We start from the raw sequence: 17105 nt of genomic DNA, 5'->3' as shown, positions 1-17105 counted from the left end.
TGACCTTCAACCGACGCCGCAGCTTCCGTACGTCGCTCCCCACCGGGGTGCCGCGCCGCTGACCGTCGATTGCGTCTGTTCAGGTCAACGAGCCACGGGCAACCCCCGTGGCTTTTTGCTTTTTGTTCGATCCCTCTCCCGTCCGTCCATCGTTTAAAGCCGACCCCTGGAGTCCGCCATGGCATTTGCTGAGTTTCCCGTCCAATCCCTGATGTACATCACCAACCGGCCCGAGCTCGTCTTCACCGAGGGCAAGGGCTCCTGGCTGACGGACCACAACGGCAAGCGATACCTGGACTTCGTGCAGGGCTGGGCGGTCAACTGCCTGGGCCACTCCAACCAGGGCATGATCGACGCGCTGGTCGAGCAGTCGAAGAAGATCATCAACCCCAGCCCGGCCTTCTACAACGAGCCGATGCTGCGCCTGGCCAGGCAGCTGACGGATAACAGCTGCTTCGACAAGGTCTTCTTCGCCAACAGCGGCGCCGAGGCCAACGAAGGCGCGATCAAGCTGGCGCGCAAATGGGGCCGCAAGCACAAGGATGGCGCCTACGAGATCATCACCATGGACCACAGCTTCCATGGCCGCACGCTCGCCACCATGAGCGCGTCGGGCAAGGCCGGCTGGGACACCATCTTCGCGCCGCAGGTACCGGGCTTCCCCAAGGCCGAGCTGAACGACCTGGCCTCGGTCGAAAAGCTGATCACCGACAAGACCGTCGGCATCATGCTGGAACCGGTGCAGGGCGAAGGCGGCGTGATCCCCGCCACGCGCGAATTCATGCAGGGCCTGCGCGCGCTGGCCGACAAGCACAAGCTGCTGTTCATCGTCGATGAAGTGCAGGCCGGCTGCGGCCGCTGCGGCACGCTGTTCGCGTACGAGCTGTCGGGCGTCGAGCCGGACATCATGACGCTGGGCAAGGGCATCGGCGGCGGCGTGCCGCTGTCGGCGCTGCTGTGCAAGGCCGAAGTCGCCAGCTTCGAGGCCGGCGACCAGGGCGGCACCTACAACGGCAACCCGCTGATGACCGCGGTGGGCAGCGCCGTGATCGAGCAGCTGACCGCGCCGGGTTTCCTGGACGACGTCAAGGCCAAGGGCGAATACCTGAAGGAACAGCTGCTGGCGCTGTCAGCCGAATTCGGCCTCGAGGGCGAACGCGGCGAAGGCCTGCTGCGCGCGCTGCTGCTGGGCAAGGACATCGGCCCGCAGCTGGTGGAAGAAGCGCGCGACATGGCCCCGCAAGGCCTGCTGCTGAACGCGCCGCGCGCCAACCTGCTGCGCTTCATGCCGGCGCTGAACGTCACGCGCGAAGAGATCGACCAGATGATCGGCATGCTGCGCACGCTGCTGAAGAAGCTGGCCTGATCGTCCCGGGTATCGGCAGACAGCAAAAAGCCTCGCATTGCGCGAGGCTTTTTGCTTTGCGGCCGGATCCGGGATCCGCGCCGCAGAGGAGTGAGGGAGAGGGCCAGCGCCGCAGAACCCGCGCAGCCGGCCTAAGCCAGCCCGCGCGGGGCCCCGCGGCAAGGGGAAAGGCCTTGCGCCTGCGAGCGCCCGCCCTCTCCCTCACCCCTCTTGCGGCGGCGGGGTGTAAAAACCGGAGCGGCGGCGCGCCGCTTACTCGCCCAGGTAGGCGGCCCGCACCTTGGGGTCATCCAGCATCTGGCTGGCCTCCCCGCTCATGGTGATCAGGCCGGACTCCATCACGTAGCCGCGGTGCGCGGCCTGCAGCGCCAGGCGCGCGTTCTGCTCGACCAGCAGCACGGTCACGCCCTGCGCCGAGATGTCGCGCACGACCTCGAAGATCTTCTCCACCATGATCGGCGACAGGCCCATCGACGGCTCGTCCAGCAGCAGCACCTTGGGCTGGCTCATCAGCGCGCGCGCCATCGCCAGCATCTGCTGCTCGCCGCCGGACATGGTGCCCGCCAGCTGGTTGGCGCGCTCCTTCAGCCGCGGGAAGATGCCGAACATGCGCTCGACGTCGGCCTTGATGCCGGACTCGTCGTTGCGCGTGTAGGCGCCCATCTGCAGGTTCTCGGTGATGGTCATGCGCGCGAACACGCCGCGGCCTTCCGGCACCATCGCCAGCCCCTGCTTGAGCAGCGCGTAGCTGGGCACGCCCTTGATCGACTTGCCCATGTATTCCACGTCGCCGCCGACCCAGCCCTGCAGGCCGGTGATGGCCTTCATGGTGGTGGTCTTGCCGGCGCCGTTGGCGCCGATCAGCGTGACCAGCTCGCCGTCGCGGATTTCAAGGTCGATGCCCTTGACGGCCTGGATGCCGCCGTAGGCAACCTTCAGGCCGGAGATCTTCAGTACTGTCTGTTTCATTGCAGGCTGATTCATTACGTCCGCTCCCGCCATCAGTGCGCCGAGGTGCCGAGGTAGGCCTCGATCACCGCGGGGTTGTTCTGCACCTCGTGCGGCAGGCCCTGGGCAATCACCTTGCCGTAGTCCAGCACCGTCAGGCGGTTGCACAGCCCCATCACCAGCTTCACGTCGTGCTCGATCAGCAGGATGGTCCTGCCATCGTTCTTGATCTTGTCGAGCAGGCCGCGCAGCTCGACCTTCTCGGTCGCGTTCATGCCGGCGGCCGGCTCGTCCAGCGCCAGCAGCTTGGGCTCGGTCGCCAGCGCGCGCGCGATCTCGAGCCGGCGCTGGTGGCCGTACGACAGGTTGCGCGCGGTGAAGTTGGCGTACTTGCCGATGCCGACGTAGTCGAGCAGGTCATGCGCCATGTCTTCGATGCCTTCTTCTTCGCGGCGCACCGAGGGCGGGCGGAAGATCGCGCCGAACACGCCGGCCTTGGAGCGCACGTGGCGTCCGACCATCACGTTCTCGAGCGCGGTCATGTCGCCGAACAGGCGGATGTTCTGGAACGTGCGCGCAATGCCGGCCTTGGCCACCTCATGCACGGCGGTCGGCTGGTAGGGCTTGCCGCCCAGCACGAACTCGCCCGAATCCGGGGTGTAGAGGCCGGTGATCACGTTGAAGAACGTGGTCTTGCCGGCGCCGTTGGGGCCGATCAGCCCATAGATCTCGCCCGGCTTGATCTGCAGGCCCACATCGGACAGGGCCTGCAGGCCGCCGAAACGCTTGTTGACCCCCTGCACCGACAGGAGGAAATCGTTGTTGCTCATGCCTTCCTCCGGTTTACAGACGGCCGATATTGCCCGCGCGGCGCACGACCGGGCGGTCTTCCTTGCGCGGCGACGGCCAGATGCCTGCCGGGCGGTACAGCATCACGCCGACCAGGGCCAGGCCGAACAGCAGCTGGCGCAGCACCTCGGCGTCGACGATCACATGGCCGAACAGGCCGGTCTGCATCGGCTCGGCCACCACGCGCAGCAGTTCCTGGAAGCCCACCAGCAGCACGCCGCCCAGGATCACGCCCGGGATATGGCCCATGCCGCCCAGCACCACGATCGCCAGCACGTAGATCGATTCCCACAGCGTGAACGATTCCGGCGACACGAAGCCCTGGAACGCGCCGAACACCGCGCCGGAGGCGCCGCCGAAGGACGCGCCCATGGCAAATGCCAGCAGCTTCATGTTGCGGGTGTTGATGCCCATGGCCTTGGCCGCGATTTCATCCTCGCGGATGGCGACCCAGGCGCGGCCGATGCGCGAGGTCTGCAGGCGCAGGCACACGAACACGATCACGATGACCAGGAACACCAGCAGGTAGTAGTACATGAACACCGGCGTGAACTTCATTCCGAAAATCTCATGCGATTTCGAGAAGTCGAAGCCGAAGATATGCACCGGGTCCACCGCCGTGATCCCCTTGGGACCATTGGTGATGTTCACCGGGCGGTCCAGGTTGTTCATGAAGATACGGATGATCTCGCCGAAGCCCAGCGTCACGATGGCGAGATAGTCGCCACGCAGCTTGAGCGTCGGCGCCCCCAGCAATACGCCAAAGGTCGCGGCCACCAGGATTGCCAGAGGCAATACAAACCACATAGACAGGTGGATGCCGGTGGGGAACAGTTGCTGGATCCACTCGAACTGGTTCGCCAGGTGCGGCGAGCCGAGCAGCGCCATCATGTAGGCGCCCACCGCGTAGAACGCGATATAGCCCAGGTCAAGCAGGCCGGCAAAGCCGACCACGATGTTCAGGCCCAGCGCCAGCATGATGTACAGCAGCGCAAAGTCCAGCACGCGGACCCAGTAGTTGCCGCCCAGGGTCTGGACGATAAACGGCGCGCACAGCGCAACCACCAAAAAGCCAATCAATGCGGCCAGGGTCTTGGCCGGTACTTTCGACGGTGCGGCGACGGCGGCTGTGGATGGAATCGGGGTATTCATGGATTCGCTCTCCTCAGGCGCGGTCGGCCACGCGTTCGCCCATGATGCCGGACGGACGGAAGACGAGCACAGTGATCAGTACGATAAAGGCGAAGACGTCCTGGTAGTTCGAGCCGAACACGCCATTGGTCAGGTCGCCGATATAGCCGGCACCCAGCGCCTCGATCAGGCCCAGCAGCATGCCGCCGACCATGGCGCCCGCCAGGTTGCCGATGCCGCCCAGCACCGCGGCGGTGAACGCCTTCAGGCCCGGGATAAAGCCCATGTAGAAGTGGGCGTTGCCGTAGTTGGTGGCCATCATCACGCCGGCCAGCGCCGCCAGCGTGGCGCCGATCATGAAGGTGGCGGAGATCACGAAATTGGGGTTCACGCCCATCAGGCCGGCGACCTTCTGGTTCTCGGCGGTGGCGCGCATGGCGCGGCCGAGCTTGGTGCGGTTCACCAGCGCAAGCAGGCCCGACATGACCATCACGGCCAGGCCAATGATGACCATTTCCTTGCCGGTGATGGTGGCGCCGGTGGTGCCGATGTCGATGGGTTCCGAGGGCAGCAACTGCGGGAATGTCAGCGGGTTGCGCGACCAGATCAGCATGCCCATCGTCTGCAGGATGATGGAAACCCCGATCGCGGTAATCAGCGGGGCCAGTCGTGGCGCATTGCGCAAGGGCCGGTAGGCGACCCGCTCGATCGAATACGACAGGATCGCGCAGACCGGCATGGCGATCAGCGTGGCGATCACCAGCGTCAGCCATTCAGGCAGGCCGGGAGCGAACTTTTGCAATCCGAGGATGGCTGACAGGGCGGTCAGCGCGCCGATCATCAGCACATCGCCGTGGGCGAAGTTGATGATGCCGAGAATGCCGTAGACCATGGTGTAGCCCAGTGCGATCAGCGCATAGATGCTGCCGAGCACCAGACCGTTCACGATCTGCTGGATAAGGATATCCATGAAAACTCCTGCTTCAGTCCCTGACCTTACGGCATGGTGTGGATGCCGGGGGGACCATGGTGTGTGATGGGTAACGTTGCGGTGGTTGGTTTGCTGGTGAGCGGCCTGCCCTGCTCCATCCATGGTAAGGATGCTTCTACATTAGGCGAGGCTAAAAAGAACGGCACCGCAAAATACTCACGGTGCCGTTCGGATGGGCCGGTAAGCCCAGATTACATCTTCACGACGTCGAGGACGGACTTCTTCTTGTCCTTGTACTCGTACAGCGTGATGGTGCCTTCCTTCATGTCGCCCTTCTCGTCGAAGGCGATGTTGCCGATCACGCCCTTGTAGTTGGTCTTGGGCATTTCAGCCAGGATGGCAGCCGGTTCGGCCGAGTTGGCGCGCTTCATGGCATCGACGACGACCATCACCGCGTCATACGTGAACGGTGCGTAGATCTGCACCGGTGCGTTGAAGCGTGCCTGGTAGCGCTTGTTGAAGTCGGCACCCGTCTCCATCTTCGACAGGGCCAGGCCAGCTTCCGAGCAGATGATGTTGGTCACGGCATCGCCGGCCAGCTCGGCCACCTTGTCGGTGCAGACGCCGTCGCCGCCGACGATCTTGGCGCCGATGCCCAGTTCCTTGGCCTGCTTGGCGAACGGGCCGCCGGTGGCGTCCATGCCGCCGTACATGATCACGTCCGGCTTCTTGCCCTTGATCTTGGTCAGGATGGCCTTGAAGTCGGTGGCCTTGTCGTTGGTGGCTTCACGCGCGACCACGTTCACGCCGGCTGCCTTGGCGGTCTTCTCGAACTCGTCGGCCAGGCCCTTGCCGTAGGCGGTGGCATCGTCGACGATCGCCACGCTCTTGGCGTTCAGGGTCTTGGCGGCGTAGTTGGCCAGCGCCGGACCTTGCTGGGCATCGGTGGCCACCACGCGGTAGGTGGTCTTGAAGCCCTGCTTGGTGTAGTCGGGGTTGGTCGACGACGGCGAGATCTGCACGATGCCGGCATCGCTGTAGATCTTCGACGCCGGGATCGACACGCCCGAGTTCAGGTGGCCGACCACGGCCACGACCTTGGCGTCGACCAGCTTCTGTGCCACGGAGGTGCCGGTCTTCGGGTCGGCCGCATCGTCTTCGCCGACCAGTTCCAGCTTGACCTTCTTGCCACCGACTTCCAGGCCGGACTTGTTGACTTCTTCCACGGCCAGGCGGGCGCCGTTTTCGTTGTCCTTGCCAAGGTGCGCGATGCCGCCGGTCAGCGGGGCCGCGTGGCCGATCTTGACGACGGTCTCGCCGCCACCGGCCGCAGGCGCTGCGGGAGCCGCAGCCGCCGGCGCCGAAGAGGCCGGATCCGCCGGCTTTTCTTCCTTCTTGCCGCAAGCTGCGACCAGCGCCACTGCGGCCGCGATCGGCAGAATCTTGGCAAACGTGATTTGCATGAGTGATCTCCTAGGATTCACAAAAACAGGGATTTGCAACGCCTCCCGGACGTTTCCCTGGACCGCCGTTGTTTAGTTTCAATTTGAAACGCGCGCATTGTATCCCCTTTCTTAGTCGATGCAATACGCGACGCAACATCCTTGATCATTTACCGCGCATTTGAGCTAGGGAATTTCCCCAATGCACAGATTGCGGCAATTCCCGCCCACATGACGCGGCCGCCCCTCCTTCTTACAAGAACCGTGCCTGCGGCGCCCCAGGCGGCGAGGAAGCAGCGCCGGCACCACCTATAATGCACCATTATTAATTAGGCGTTTCATTTAATTAGAGTGGCGCTTCTCTCTAATGTGCAGAATGTAGCGCCGCACCATAATAGGGAAAACCCCAGCTTCGGGGATTACCCTGATTAGCGCCCGGCACGAATCGCGGGCACCCCCGGCACCAGCAGCGGGCATTATTCCGGGGTCGGCAGAGGCCAGAAACAAAAAGGGGCGCCGCATCAGCGGCGCCCCTTTATCAGGCCAGGCATTCAAGGGCGGGCGAGCCCGCGACGCGCTCAGGCGGCCGCGCTGGCGGGCAGCAGCCCGCGCGGCAACGGGAACGCCATGTTTTCCTCGATGCCGTCGAGTGGACGCACCTGGCGCGCTCCAAGTTCGCGCAGGCGCTCGACGATGGACTGGGCCAGCGCTTCCGGCGCCGAGGCCCCGGCGGTCAGGCCGATGCGGCGCTTGCCGGCGACCCACTCGGGCCGCACCTGCTCGGGTGCGTCCACCATATAGGCCGGCACGCCCAGGCGCTCGGCCAGCTCGCGCAGGCGGTTGGAGTTGGAACTGTTGGGACTGCCGACCACGATCACCACCTCGACCTGCGGCGCCATGAACTTCACCGCGTCCTGGCGGTTTTGCGTGGCATAGCAGATGTCCTGCTTCTTGGGCTCGCGGATCTCGGGGAAGCGGGCCTTGAGCGCGGCCACGATCTCGCGGGTCTCGTCCACCGACAGCGTGGTCTGGGTGACGTAGGCCAGCCGCGACGGATCGGCGATCTGCAGCGTCTCGACATCGCCGACCGACTCGACCAGCACCATGCCGCCGTTGGCCTGGCCCATGGTGCCCTCGACCTCGGGGTGGCCGCGATGGCCGATCATCACGATCTCGCAGCCCTGCGCGCGCAGCTTGCTGACTTCGACATGCACCTTGGTCACCAGCGGGCAGGTTGCATCGAAGACGTGCAGGCCGCGCCGGGCGGCGTCTTCGCGCACTTCGCGCGACACGCCATGGGCGCTGAAGATGACGGTGGCGCCGGCCGGCACCTCGTCGAGCTCGCCCACGAACACCGCGCCCTTGCGGCGCAGGTCGGCCACCACATAGGCGTTGTGGACGATTTCATGGCGGACGTAGATGGGGGCGCCGAAGCGCTCGAGCGCGCGCTCGACGATCTCGATGGCGCGGTCCACGCCGGCGCAGAAGCCGCGCGGCTGGGCCATCAGGATTTCTGCGTCGGGGGCGGGGGTCAGGTCGGGCATGCTGCGGTATCCGGACAGGTTCGACGTGGCGACGTTCAGAGAATGCCGATCAGCTGCACGTCGAACAGGATGGTCTGCCCAGCCAGCGGATGGTTGAAGTCGAACAACGCGGCGGTCTCGCCGATCTCCTTGAGCACGCCGGCGTATTTGCCGCCGCCGGGTGCGTTGAACTCGACCAGGTCACCCGGGCTGTAGTCCTCTTCGAACGAGCTGTTCTCGCGCAGCGTGGCCAGCGACACCCACTGCAGCAGTTCGGCGTTGCGCGGGCCGAAGGCCTGCTCCGGCGCCAGCCGGTAGGTCATGCGCTCGCCTTCGGGCATGCCCAGCAGTGCCTGCTCGAGCGTCGGCGCGAACTGGCCCTGGCCCAGCAGCAGCGTGGCGGGCTTTTCTTCGAACGTGCTGACGACCTCGGTGCCGTTCTCGAGCGCGATGCTGTAGTGCAGGGTCAGGAAGGAGTCGGCCTGGACAGTCTTGCGGCCAGCCGTGCCGCCGTCGGCTTCCGACGCGAAAGTTTGCAAATTCATGGGTGATCAACCAAGGAACAACCCGTATTGTATTCGACTGGCCCCTAGCCCGCCGCCCCGGGGCCGCAGGCCCTGTTCCCGACGCGACTACCCTGGATGCCCATGACCATTGCCAAATGGCCCGCCTGCGAGCGGCCCCGCGAGAAACTGCTGGAAAGCGGCGCTGCCGCCCTGTCTGATGCCGAACTCTTGGCCGTCCTGCTGCGCGTGGGCGCGGCGGGCAAAAGTGCCGTGGACCTGGCACGCGAGCTGCTGCACCGCTTTGGCTCGCTGACCGCCCTGTTCGCGGCCGAGGGGAACGCCCTGACCCGCGTCCGAGGCATGGGCGCCGCGAAGTTCGCCCAGCTGCAGGCCATCCCGGAGCTGGCGCGGCGCGCGCTGGCCGAGTCGCTGCGCCTGCCCGCCGGCTTCGACTCGCCGGAGTCGGTACGTGGCTACCTGCGCCTGACCCTGGCACCGCTGCAGCACGAGGTCTTCATGTGCCTGTTCCTGGATCCGGGCAATCGCATGCTCGCCAGCGAGGAGCTGTTCCGCGGCACGCTGACGCGGACCTCGGTCTATCCGCGCGAGGTCGCGCGCCAGGCCCTGGCCCATAATGCCGCCGGCATCATCGTCGCCCACAACCATCCGCGCGGCACCACCGAGCCCAGCCAGAGCGACATCCACCTGACGCGCGAACTGGCGCGCACGCTCGACCTGATCGATGTGCGGCTGCTGGACCACTTCATCGTGGCGGGGCACGACATCCGCTCGCTGGCGGAATCCTGCGAGCGCCTGCCCGGGCTGTGATGCCTACGCCACGACATGCCCGGAGCGCAACACCCGGCTGCGGCAGAGCACAGAAAGCATTGATTCACCGGGGGAATCCGGTCTATAATGCCCGTTTTGCTGAAGTCTCAACCGCTGCAGTCCGGGCCCGCGCGCCTTTTGTTGATCTGTTGCGAACATTGTCCACGAATAGAAGATTTAGGAGTGCTTCATGGCACGCGTCTGTCAAGTGACCGGGAAAGCGCCGATGGTCGGCAACAACGTTTCCCACGCAAACAACAAGACCAAGCGCCGTTTTCTGCCCAACCTGCAGAATCGTCGTTTCTTCGTTGAATCCGAAAACCGCTGGGTGAGCCTGCGCGTCTCGAACGCCGGCCTGCGCCTGATCGACAAGAAAGGCATCGACTCCGTGCTCGCCGACCTGCGCGCACGCGGCGAAGTCTAATTAGGAGTACATCATGGCAAGCAAGGGCGGCCGCGACAAGATCAAGCTGGAATCGACCGCAGGTACCGGTCACTTCTACACCACCACCAAGAACAAGCGCACCATGCCGGAAAAGATGGAGATCATGAAGTTCGATCCCGTCGCCCGCAAGCACGTCGCTTACAAGGAAACCAAGATCAAGTAATTGATCCGGTCTCCCACCAGAAAGCCCCGCCCTGCAGCGGGGCTTTTTGTTGCCCGTCGATATTGCCCACCGTTTGCACATCGGCCCTGCGCATTGATGCACGGGATGGCGCGCCGGGTGTAGACTTTGCCGTTTCCCCCAATCTGCCAAGCGCCCTGCCGGCGCTCTCCTTGCACCATGAATTTCGACGTCGCCATCGTCGGCAGCGGCCTGGCCGGCCTTACGGTCGCATTGCAACTGGCCGACACCCACCGGGTGGCCATCCTCAGCAAGCGCGCCATGACCCAGGGCGCCAGCGACTGGGCGCAAGGCGGCATCGCCGCGGTGCTGGATTCCGGCGACAGCCACGACGAGCACACCCAGGACACGCTCGTTGCCGGTGCGGGGCTGTGCGATGAAGAGGCCACGCGCTTTATCGTGGAGCATGGGCGCGAGGCCATCCAGTGGCTGATCGACCGCGGCGTGCCGTTCACCCGCGACGCGCAGGCCGAGCTGGGCTTCCACCTGACGCGCGAAGGCGGCCACAGCCGCCGGCGCATCATCCACGCCGCCGACGCCACCGGCCATGCGGTGGTCAGCACGCTGCTGCAGCAGGCCACGCAGCACCCGAACATCACCATCCTGGAAGACCACTTCGCGATCGACCTGATCACGTCGCGCAAGATGGGGCTGCCGGGCAACCGCTGCTATGGCCTCTACGTGCTGGACGACCGCACCGGCGCGGTCCACACCGTCACCGCCACGCACACCGTGCTGGCTGCCGGCGGCGCCGGCAAGGTCTACCTCTACACCACCAATCCGGACACGGCCACCGGCGACGGCATCGCCATGGCCTGGCGCGCGGGCTGCCGGGTGTCGAACATGGAGTTCATCCAGTTCCACCCGACTTGCCTGTACCACCCTTATGCCAAGTCCTTCCTGATCTCCGAAGCGGTGCGCGGCGAAGGCGGCCTGCTCAAGCTGCCCGACGGCACGCGCTTCATGCCCGAGCACGATGCGCGCGCCGAACTGGCGCCGCGCGACGTGGTCGCGCGCGCCATCGACTTCGAAATGAAGAAGCGCGGACTGGATTGCGTCTATCTCGATATCACGCACCAGCCCGAGGCCTTCCTGAAGGAACATTTCCCGACCATCCATGCGCGCTGCCTGGAACTGGGCATCGATATCACGCGCGAGCCGATCCCGGTCGTGCCGGCCGCGCACTACACCTGCGGCGGCGTGGTCACGGACACCATGGGCCGCACCGATATCGGCAACCTCTATGCCGTGGGTGAGACCGCCTGCACCGGCCTGCACGGCGCCAACCGGCTGGCCTCGAACTCGCTGCTCGAATGCATGGTGATCGGCCGCGCCGCCGCGGAAGACATCGCCTCGCAGGACAAGGCCGGCGCGCCCAGCATCACGCTGCCGGCGTGGGACGAGAGTCGCGTTTCCGATGCCGACGAAGAAGTCGTGGTGTCGCACAACTGGGACGAGCTGCGCCGCATGATGTGGAACTACGTCGGCATCGTGCGCACCAGCAAGCGCCTGGAGCGGGCCCAGCACCGCATCGTGCTGCTGCGCGAGGAGATTGCCGAGTATTACGCCAATTTCCGCGTCACGCGCGACCTGCTGGAACTGCGCAACCTGGTGGAGGTGGCCTCGCTGATCGTCGACAGCGCCTACTCGCGCCATGAAAGCCGCGGCCTGCATTTCAGCCGGGACTATCCGGAGGCGCTGCCCAAGGCGCTGCCGACGGTGATGCAGCCGCCTGCCGGCCGCAAGCGTTGACGACGCGCTTGCCAAGCAAAACGGGGTGGCGCCGCATGGCCCACCCCGTTATTCATTTGGCCGGAACAACCCTCAGCCGATGATCCGCAGCGAGTAATCCGTTGCGCGCACATCCTTGGTCAGCGCGCCCACCGAGATCCGGTCGACGCCGGTTTCGGCAAAGGTGCGGATGGTGTCGGCATTGACGCCACCCGACACTTCCAGCAGCGCCCGGCCCTGGTTGATCTTCACGGCGTCCTGCATCATCGGCACGGTGAAGTTGTCGATCAGCACCGATGTGGCACCGGCCGCCAGCGCTTCTTCCAGTTCGGCCAGGCTCTCAACCTCGATCTGCACCGACGCCTGCGTATCGAGCGCCAGCGCCGCCCGCATCGCCGCGCCGATGCTGCCGGCCGCGGCGATATGGTTCTCCTTGATCAGGATGCCGTCATACAGCGCCAGGCGCTGGTTGTCGCCGCCGCCGATGCGCACCGCGTACTTCTGCGCCAGGCGCAGCCCGGGCAACGTCTTGCGCGTGTCGAGCACGCGCGCACGGGTGCCGGCGATCAGGTCGGCATAGCGGCGCGTGGCGGTGGCGACGCCGGACAACAGCTGCAGGAAATTCAGCGACGGGCGCTCGGCGGTCAGCAGCGAACGCGCCGGGCCGGTGATCTCGCACACCACGGAATCTGGTGCCATGCGTGCGCCCTCTTCCTGCAGCCAGCGCACTTCCAGCGCCGGGTCGACCGAACGCATGCACGCGTCGAACCACGGCTGTCCACACAGCACCGCCGACTCGCGCACGATCACGCGCGCGTGCGCTGCCTTGTCCGCCGGCACCAGCAGGCCGGTCAGGTCGCCGCTGCCGACATCCTCGGCGATGGCGGCCTGCACATTGGTTTGTAACGCTGCCTGCAGCGCCGCGCCATAGCTTTCGAAAATCGGATTCACACTCATGCCGGGCCAATCCCCTGGAACAGCGCCTGTTCCTGCGCCAGGTCGGATGACGGACGCACGTTGCGCTTCTGCGCGGCGGCGAAGTCGAGCATGCGGTTGATGCAGGTCACCGCCTTGACGCCGATGGCCGGGTCGACGTGGACCTCGTTGCGGCCCGTCTCCAACACCTCGGCGAGGTTGGTCAGCGCGTTCATCGCCATCCACGGGCAGTGCGCGCAGCTCTTGCAGGTGGCGCTGTTGCCGGCGGTCGGCGCCTCGATGAAGTGCTTGCCCGGCGCGGCCATGCGCATCTTGTGCAGGATGCCGTTGTCGGTGGCGACGATGAATTCGGTCGCGTCCAGCTTCTGCGCAGCCTCGATCAGCTGCGAGGTGGAACCGACCACGTCGGCCTGCGCCACCACGTTCTCCGGCGATTCCGGGTGCACCAGGATCTTGGCGTTGGGGAATTCGCGACGCAGCAGGTCCAGCTCGATGCCCTTGAACTCGTCGTGCACCAGGCACGAGCCCTGCCACAGCAGCATGTCGGCGCCGGTCTGCTTCTGGATATAGCTGCCCAGGTGCTTGTCGGGTGCCCACAGGATCTTCTTGCCCTGCGCGTGCAGGTGCTCGACGATCTTCAGGCCGATGCTCGACGTGACCATCCAGTCCGCGCGCGCCTTCACCGCGGCGCTGGTGTTGGCGTAGACCACCACGGTGCGGTCCGGGTGCGCATCGCAGAAGGCGGCGAACTCGTCGGCCGGGCAACCCAGGTCGAGCGAGCAGGTCGCATCCAGGTCCGGCATCAGCACGGTCTTTTCGGGGCTGAGGATCTTGGCGGTCTCGCCCATGAAGCGCACGCCGGCCACGACCAGCGTACTGGCTTCGTGGTCGCGGCCGAAGCGGGCCATTTCGAGCGAGTCGGAGACACAGCCGCCGGTTTCTTCGGCGAGGTCCTGCAGGTCGGCGTCGACGTAGTAGTGCGCCACCAGCACCGCGTTGCGCTCCTTCAGCAAGCGGCGGATACGCGCCTTCAGCGACTGGCGTTCATCGGGCGACAGCACCGGCGGCACCTTGGCCCAAGCATGGGCCACGCAGCTGGCGCCAGCGGCGTTTTCGGCACCCGCCAGGTTCGGCTTCTCGAACTCGACGGTCTTGATCGATTGTGGGGTCATCTCCGGGTACTCCTCTAGACCTCCGCCAACAGGGTGCGGCCGGCCAGAACATGGGGGAGTTTATCTAAAACAAAAGCCCCGCCATGGGCGGGGCTTTGTCAAACCATACGGCGCGGCCGAATTGTATCAGGCGTAGCGGCGCAGGCGCAGCGAGAAATCGTGCAACGCCTGGATACCGCTGGCCTCGGCACGGTGGCACCAGGCCTGCAGCTGCTGCAGCAGCTGCTCGCGCGTCAGGTTGGAACGGCCCCAGATGGCGGCCAGTTCACGGCGCATTTCGACGAAGGTCTGCAGCGCCTTGTTCTGCTCGACGATGCTCGCCAGCTGCTCCCGCTGCTGCGCGGCCAGCTTGGTTTCCTCGCGGTGGAACCACTTGCTGGCGGGCTTGAAGCTGCGGTACTCGGCAACGCGGCCCTCCTTGAGCTTTTCCAGTTCCTGGCGGAACGCGCCCTTGACGGCCTTGGCGTAGCGCGCCATCACGTCATAGCGGTTGGCGATGATGGCTTCCAGCGTATTGTGGTCGACCGGACGGGCCTCGACCAGGCGCGCCTTGGGCGGGATCTTCTTGACCTTGGCCAGGCCGACCGCCTGCATCGCGCGGATATAGCCCCAGCCCACGTCGAACTCATACCACTTGATCGAGAACTTGGCCGAGGTCGGATAGGTGTGATGGTTGTTGTGCAGTTCTTCGCCGCCGATGATCAGGCCCCACGGCGACACGTTGGTCGATGCGTCCTCGCAATCGTAGTTGCGGTAGCCCCACCAGTGGCCCAGGCCATTGATGATGCCGGCGGCGTGGATCGGGATCCACAGCATCTGCACCGCCCACACGGACATGCCGATCACGCCGAACAGCGCCAGGTCGATGATCAGCATCAGGCCGACGCCTTGCCAGGTGAAGCGCGAGTACAGGTTGCGCTCGATCCAGTCATTGGGGCAGCCATGGCTGAACTTGGCGATGGTTTCCTTGTTCTTGGCCTCGGCACGATATAGCTCGGCGCCTTCCAGCAGCACCTTGCGGATGCCGCGGGTCTGCGGGCTGTGCGGATCGTCTTCGGTTTCGCACTTGGCGTGGTGCTTGCGGTGGATGGCGGTCCACTCGCGCGTGACCATGCCGGTGGTCAGCCACAGCCAGAAGCGGAAGAAGTGTTGCGCGATGGGGTGCAGGTCCAGCGACCGGTGCGCCATGCAGCGGTGCAGGAAGATGGTGACGCCGGCGATCGTGATATGCGTCATCACGAGCGTGTAGATGACGATCTCCCACCAGGTCCAGTTGGCAAGGCCGTTGGCGGCCCAGTCAAGAATAGTGTCGAACAAACTGTTCTCCGTCGGTTAAACAGGGACTTTCCCGTGCAAGCCGGCTGGGCCGGTACACACAAAGCGCAGAAAAAATAGCTGCGAATCTATTGATTGCGATAGCTGTCTGGCGCTTGCCACGGGACCCGAAGTCGCTCCGGGCTCCCCCAGGGCAGGCACGCGCGGCGCCGGCCGTGGCTAGCGGCTCATGAAACGAGCCGGGTACGAGCCGCTGCAATCTGGCGGCTGTCTGATGTGGGAGCGGGATGTCTCAACCCGCGACAACCCGGCATTCTACCGGATCGCCGAGGGCGCAAGCATACGCTATTTCCCGGATTTGGACGGGGCGCAACGGTTTTCGTTCCACGGGTGGCGCATTCGTCGCCCGCGCGGCGCTCCCCTTTGCCCGGGGCGCTCAGGAGGCGTTTGCTGCCTCTGGCAGAGTGCTCGCCTTTGGACCGCCTGGGCCCGCAGGCAGCGTCTCATGCATCACACGCAACTCGCGCTGCGGGTACGGAATGGCGATGCCATGCTCGCGCAGCGTGCGCCAGATGGCGCGGTTCATCGCCGATTGCACGCCAAGCTTGCCGTTCTGCGGATCCGCCACGAAGACCGCGACTTCGTACTCGATGCCGCTGTCGGCGAACAGCACCAGGAAAGCGGCCGGCTCGGGGTCGGGCAGCACGCGCGGCAGTGTGCGCACGCATTCGGTCAGCAGCGCGATCACGGTCTCGGGGTCGGCGCTGTAGTCGGCCTGCACGCGTGTCGCCACGCGCACGTTGGTATTCGAGAACGAATGGTTCTGCACCGACTGCGCCACCAGCTGCTCGTTCGGCACCAGCGTTTCGCCGTCGCCATTGCGCACCACGGTGTAGCGGGTGCGGATCTGCGACACGATGCCGGTGTACTTGTCCACCGTGATCTGGTCGCCGAGCTTGACCGAGCGGTCCAGCAGGATGATGAAGCCCGAGATGTAATTGCTGGCGATCTTCTGCAAACCCAGCCCCAGGCCCACGCCCAGCGCGCCGCCGAAGACCGACAGCACGGTCAGGTCGATGCCCACCAGCGACAGGCTCAGCAGCAGCGATACCAGCAGCAGCAGGGCCTTGGAAATCCGCGTCAGCACCACCTTCAGGTTGCCGTCGAGGTTGGCCGACCGCATCAGCCGCTCTTCCAGCCACGAGCCGAACCACAGCGCCACCAGCACCGTCAGCAGGATCCAGACCACCGCCATCAGGGTCTCGGCCACGCTGATCTTCTGCTTGCCGCCGATGGAGAAGCGCACGCTCTCCATCCAGCCCACCACGTCGCCGAGCACGCCCAGCACGTACAGGGCCATGCCCACCCAGACCAGCGTGGTCAGCACCTTCTCCACCAGCAGCAGCATGCCGTGCAGCTGGCCGCTGCCGGACATCACGCGGCGCAACACATAGAAGGTGAAATTCAGCGCGGTGATGCCGAACAGCGGCACCAGCGCCAGGCGCAGCACGCTGACCGGGATCAGCGGCGCCAGCGCAAAGCGGGCCACCAGCACCAGCGTCCAGCCGGCCAGCGGGAACATGGCCCGCTCGAGGCTGGCCGCGGCGAAGCGCACCGAGAAGCTCGAGCCTTCATAGCGTGCCTCCAGCCGCCGCACCACGAAGCGTGCCAGCGGCCAGGCCACTAGCAGGCAGCCGGCCAGCACCAGCCATTGCCAGAAGAAGCCGGGACCGCCGGCGTCGCGGATCAGGTCGTCCAGCATCTTGCCGAACATCGAATGCGAGGCTTTCAGGTCCTTCAGGCCGCCGAGGTCGGACAGGGTTTCACCGTTCATGGTGCAG

General features: G+C 65.4%; 16 protein-coding genes. 5 read left to right on the top strand and 11 right to left on the bottom strand.

Features of this window, described 5'->3' with window-relative positions:
- Positions 1-178 precede the first annotated feature (178 nt).
- Positions 179-1366 (top strand): acetylornithine transaminase, encoded by a 1188-nt coding sequence (locus tag FHX60_RS01640; RefSeq protein ID WP_092306585.1) that lies wholly within the window; start codon positions 179-181, stop codon positions 1364-1366.
- 252 nt (positions 1367-1618) lie between these two features.
- Here the strand turns inward: FHX60_RS01640 and FHX60_RS01635 are convergent, their stop codons facing one another.
- The 7 genes from FHX60_RS01635 to FHX60_RS01605 form a co-directional block, all read right to left on the bottom strand.
- Entirely contained in the window at positions 1619-2335 is a 717-nt protein-coding gene (locus FHX60_RS01635) for an ABC transporter ATP-binding protein (RefSeq protein ID WP_092306584.1), read from the bottom strand.
- A gap of 32 nt (positions 2336-2367) precedes the next feature.
- Positions 2368-3144: an ABC transporter ATP-binding protein gene (locus tag FHX60_RS01630; protein ID WP_012353733.1), complete on the bottom strand. Its 777-nt coding sequence runs from the start codon at positions 3142-3144 to the stop codon at positions 2368-2370.
- 13 nt (positions 3145-3157) lie between these two features.
- Positions 3158-4315, bottom strand: coding sequence for an ABC transporter permease subunit (locus FHX60_RS01625; protein ID WP_112774340.1), 1158 nt, complete (start codon positions 4313-4315; stop codon positions 3158-3160).
- Between the two features lie 13 nt (positions 4316-4328).
- Positions 4329-5264, bottom strand: coding sequence for a branched-chain amino acid ABC transporter permease (locus FHX60_RS01620; protein ID WP_112774339.1), 936 nt, complete (start codon positions 5262-5264; stop codon positions 4329-4331).
- A 212-nt stretch (positions 5265-5476) separates the two neighbouring features.
- A complete protein-coding gene (locus FHX60_RS01615; RefSeq protein ID WP_183282375.1) occupies positions 5477-6688 on the bottom strand; it encodes a branched-chain amino acid ABC transporter substrate-binding protein in 1212 nt (403 codons plus the stop codon).
- Positions 6689-7245: 557 nt separating this feature from the next.
- Positions 7246-8211 (bottom strand): 4-hydroxy-3-methylbut-2-enyl diphosphate reductase, encoded by a 966-nt coding sequence (gene ispH, locus FHX60_RS01610; protein ID WP_183282374.1) that lies wholly within the window; start codon positions 8209-8211, stop codon positions 7246-7248.
- A gap of 35 nt (positions 8212-8246) precedes the next feature.
- Positions 8247-8735 (bottom strand): FKBP-type peptidyl-prolyl cis-trans isomerase, encoded by a 489-nt coding sequence (locus FHX60_RS01605; RefSeq protein ID WP_012353738.1) that lies wholly within the window; start codon positions 8733-8735, stop codon positions 8247-8249.
- A 102-nt stretch (positions 8736-8837) separates the two neighbouring features.
- On the opposite strand from FHX60_RS01605, the gene radC reads away from it, so the two are divergent.
- The 4 genes from radC (at position 8838) to nadB (ending at position 11902) form a co-directional block, all read left to right on the top strand.
- Positions 8838-9524 (top strand): RadC family protein, encoded by a 687-nt coding sequence (gene radC / locus FHX60_RS01600; protein ID WP_112774337.1) that lies wholly within the window; start codon positions 8838-8840, stop codon positions 9522-9524.
- A 190-nt stretch (positions 9525-9714) separates the two neighbouring features.
- Positions 9715-9948: a 50S ribosomal protein L28 gene (rpmB, locus tag FHX60_RS01595; protein ID WP_006575661.1), complete on the top strand. Its 234-nt coding sequence runs from the start codon at positions 9715-9717 to the stop codon at positions 9946-9948.
- A gap of 13 nt (positions 9949-9961) precedes the next feature.
- Positions 9962-10132 carry a 50S ribosomal protein L33 gene (rpmG, locus tag FHX60_RS01590; protein WP_010814980.1) on the top strand — a complete coding sequence of 57 codons (171 nt, stop codon included), beginning with the start codon at positions 9962-9964 and terminating at the stop codon, positions 10130-10132.
- Positions 10133-10309: 177 nt separating this feature from the next.
- A complete protein-coding gene (gene nadB / locus FHX60_RS01585) occupies positions 10310-11902 on the top strand; it encodes an L-aspartate oxidase (RefSeq protein WP_092306572.1) in 1593 nt (530 codons plus the stop codon).
- Between the two features lie 72 nt (positions 11903-11974).
- Here nadB and nadC read toward each other — a convergent pair whose 3' ends face one another.
- The 4 genes from nadC to FHX60_RS01565 form a co-directional block, all read right to left on the bottom strand.
- Positions 11975-12838, bottom strand: coding sequence for a carboxylating nicotinate-nucleotide diphosphorylase (gene nadC, locus FHX60_RS01580; protein WP_183282373.1), 864 nt, complete (start codon positions 12836-12838; stop codon positions 11975-11977).
- Positions 12835-13989: a quinolinate synthase NadA gene (nadA, locus tag FHX60_RS01575; protein ID WP_092306568.1), complete on the bottom strand. Its 1155-nt coding sequence runs from the start codon at positions 13987-13989 to the stop codon at positions 12835-12837. The genes nadC and nadA overlap by 4 nt, the downstream gene beginning before the upstream one ends.
- A gap of 126 nt (positions 13990-14115) precedes the next feature.
- A complete protein-coding gene (locus FHX60_RS01570; protein WP_092306566.1) occupies positions 14116-15306 on the bottom strand; it encodes a DesA family fatty acid desaturase in 1191 nt (396 codons plus the stop codon).
- Positions 15307-15700: 394 nt separating this feature from the next.
- Positions 15701-17098 carry a mechanosensitive ion channel family protein gene (locus tag FHX60_RS01565; RefSeq protein WP_183282372.1) on the bottom strand — a complete coding sequence of 466 codons (1398 nt, stop codon included), beginning with the start codon at positions 17096-17098 and terminating at the stop codon, positions 15701-15703.
- Between the last annotated feature and the right edge of the window lie 7 nt (positions 17099-17105).

Source organism: Cupriavidus alkaliphilus (genome assembly GCF_014191175.1).
In the GTDB taxonomy this organism is placed as follows: domain Bacteria; phylum Pseudomonadota; class Gammaproteobacteria; order Burkholderiales; family Burkholderiaceae; genus Cupriavidus; species Cupriavidus alkaliphilus.
Note: the sequence above shows the minus strand (reverse complement) of the source record. Positions and strands in the feature narration are given on the sequence as shown.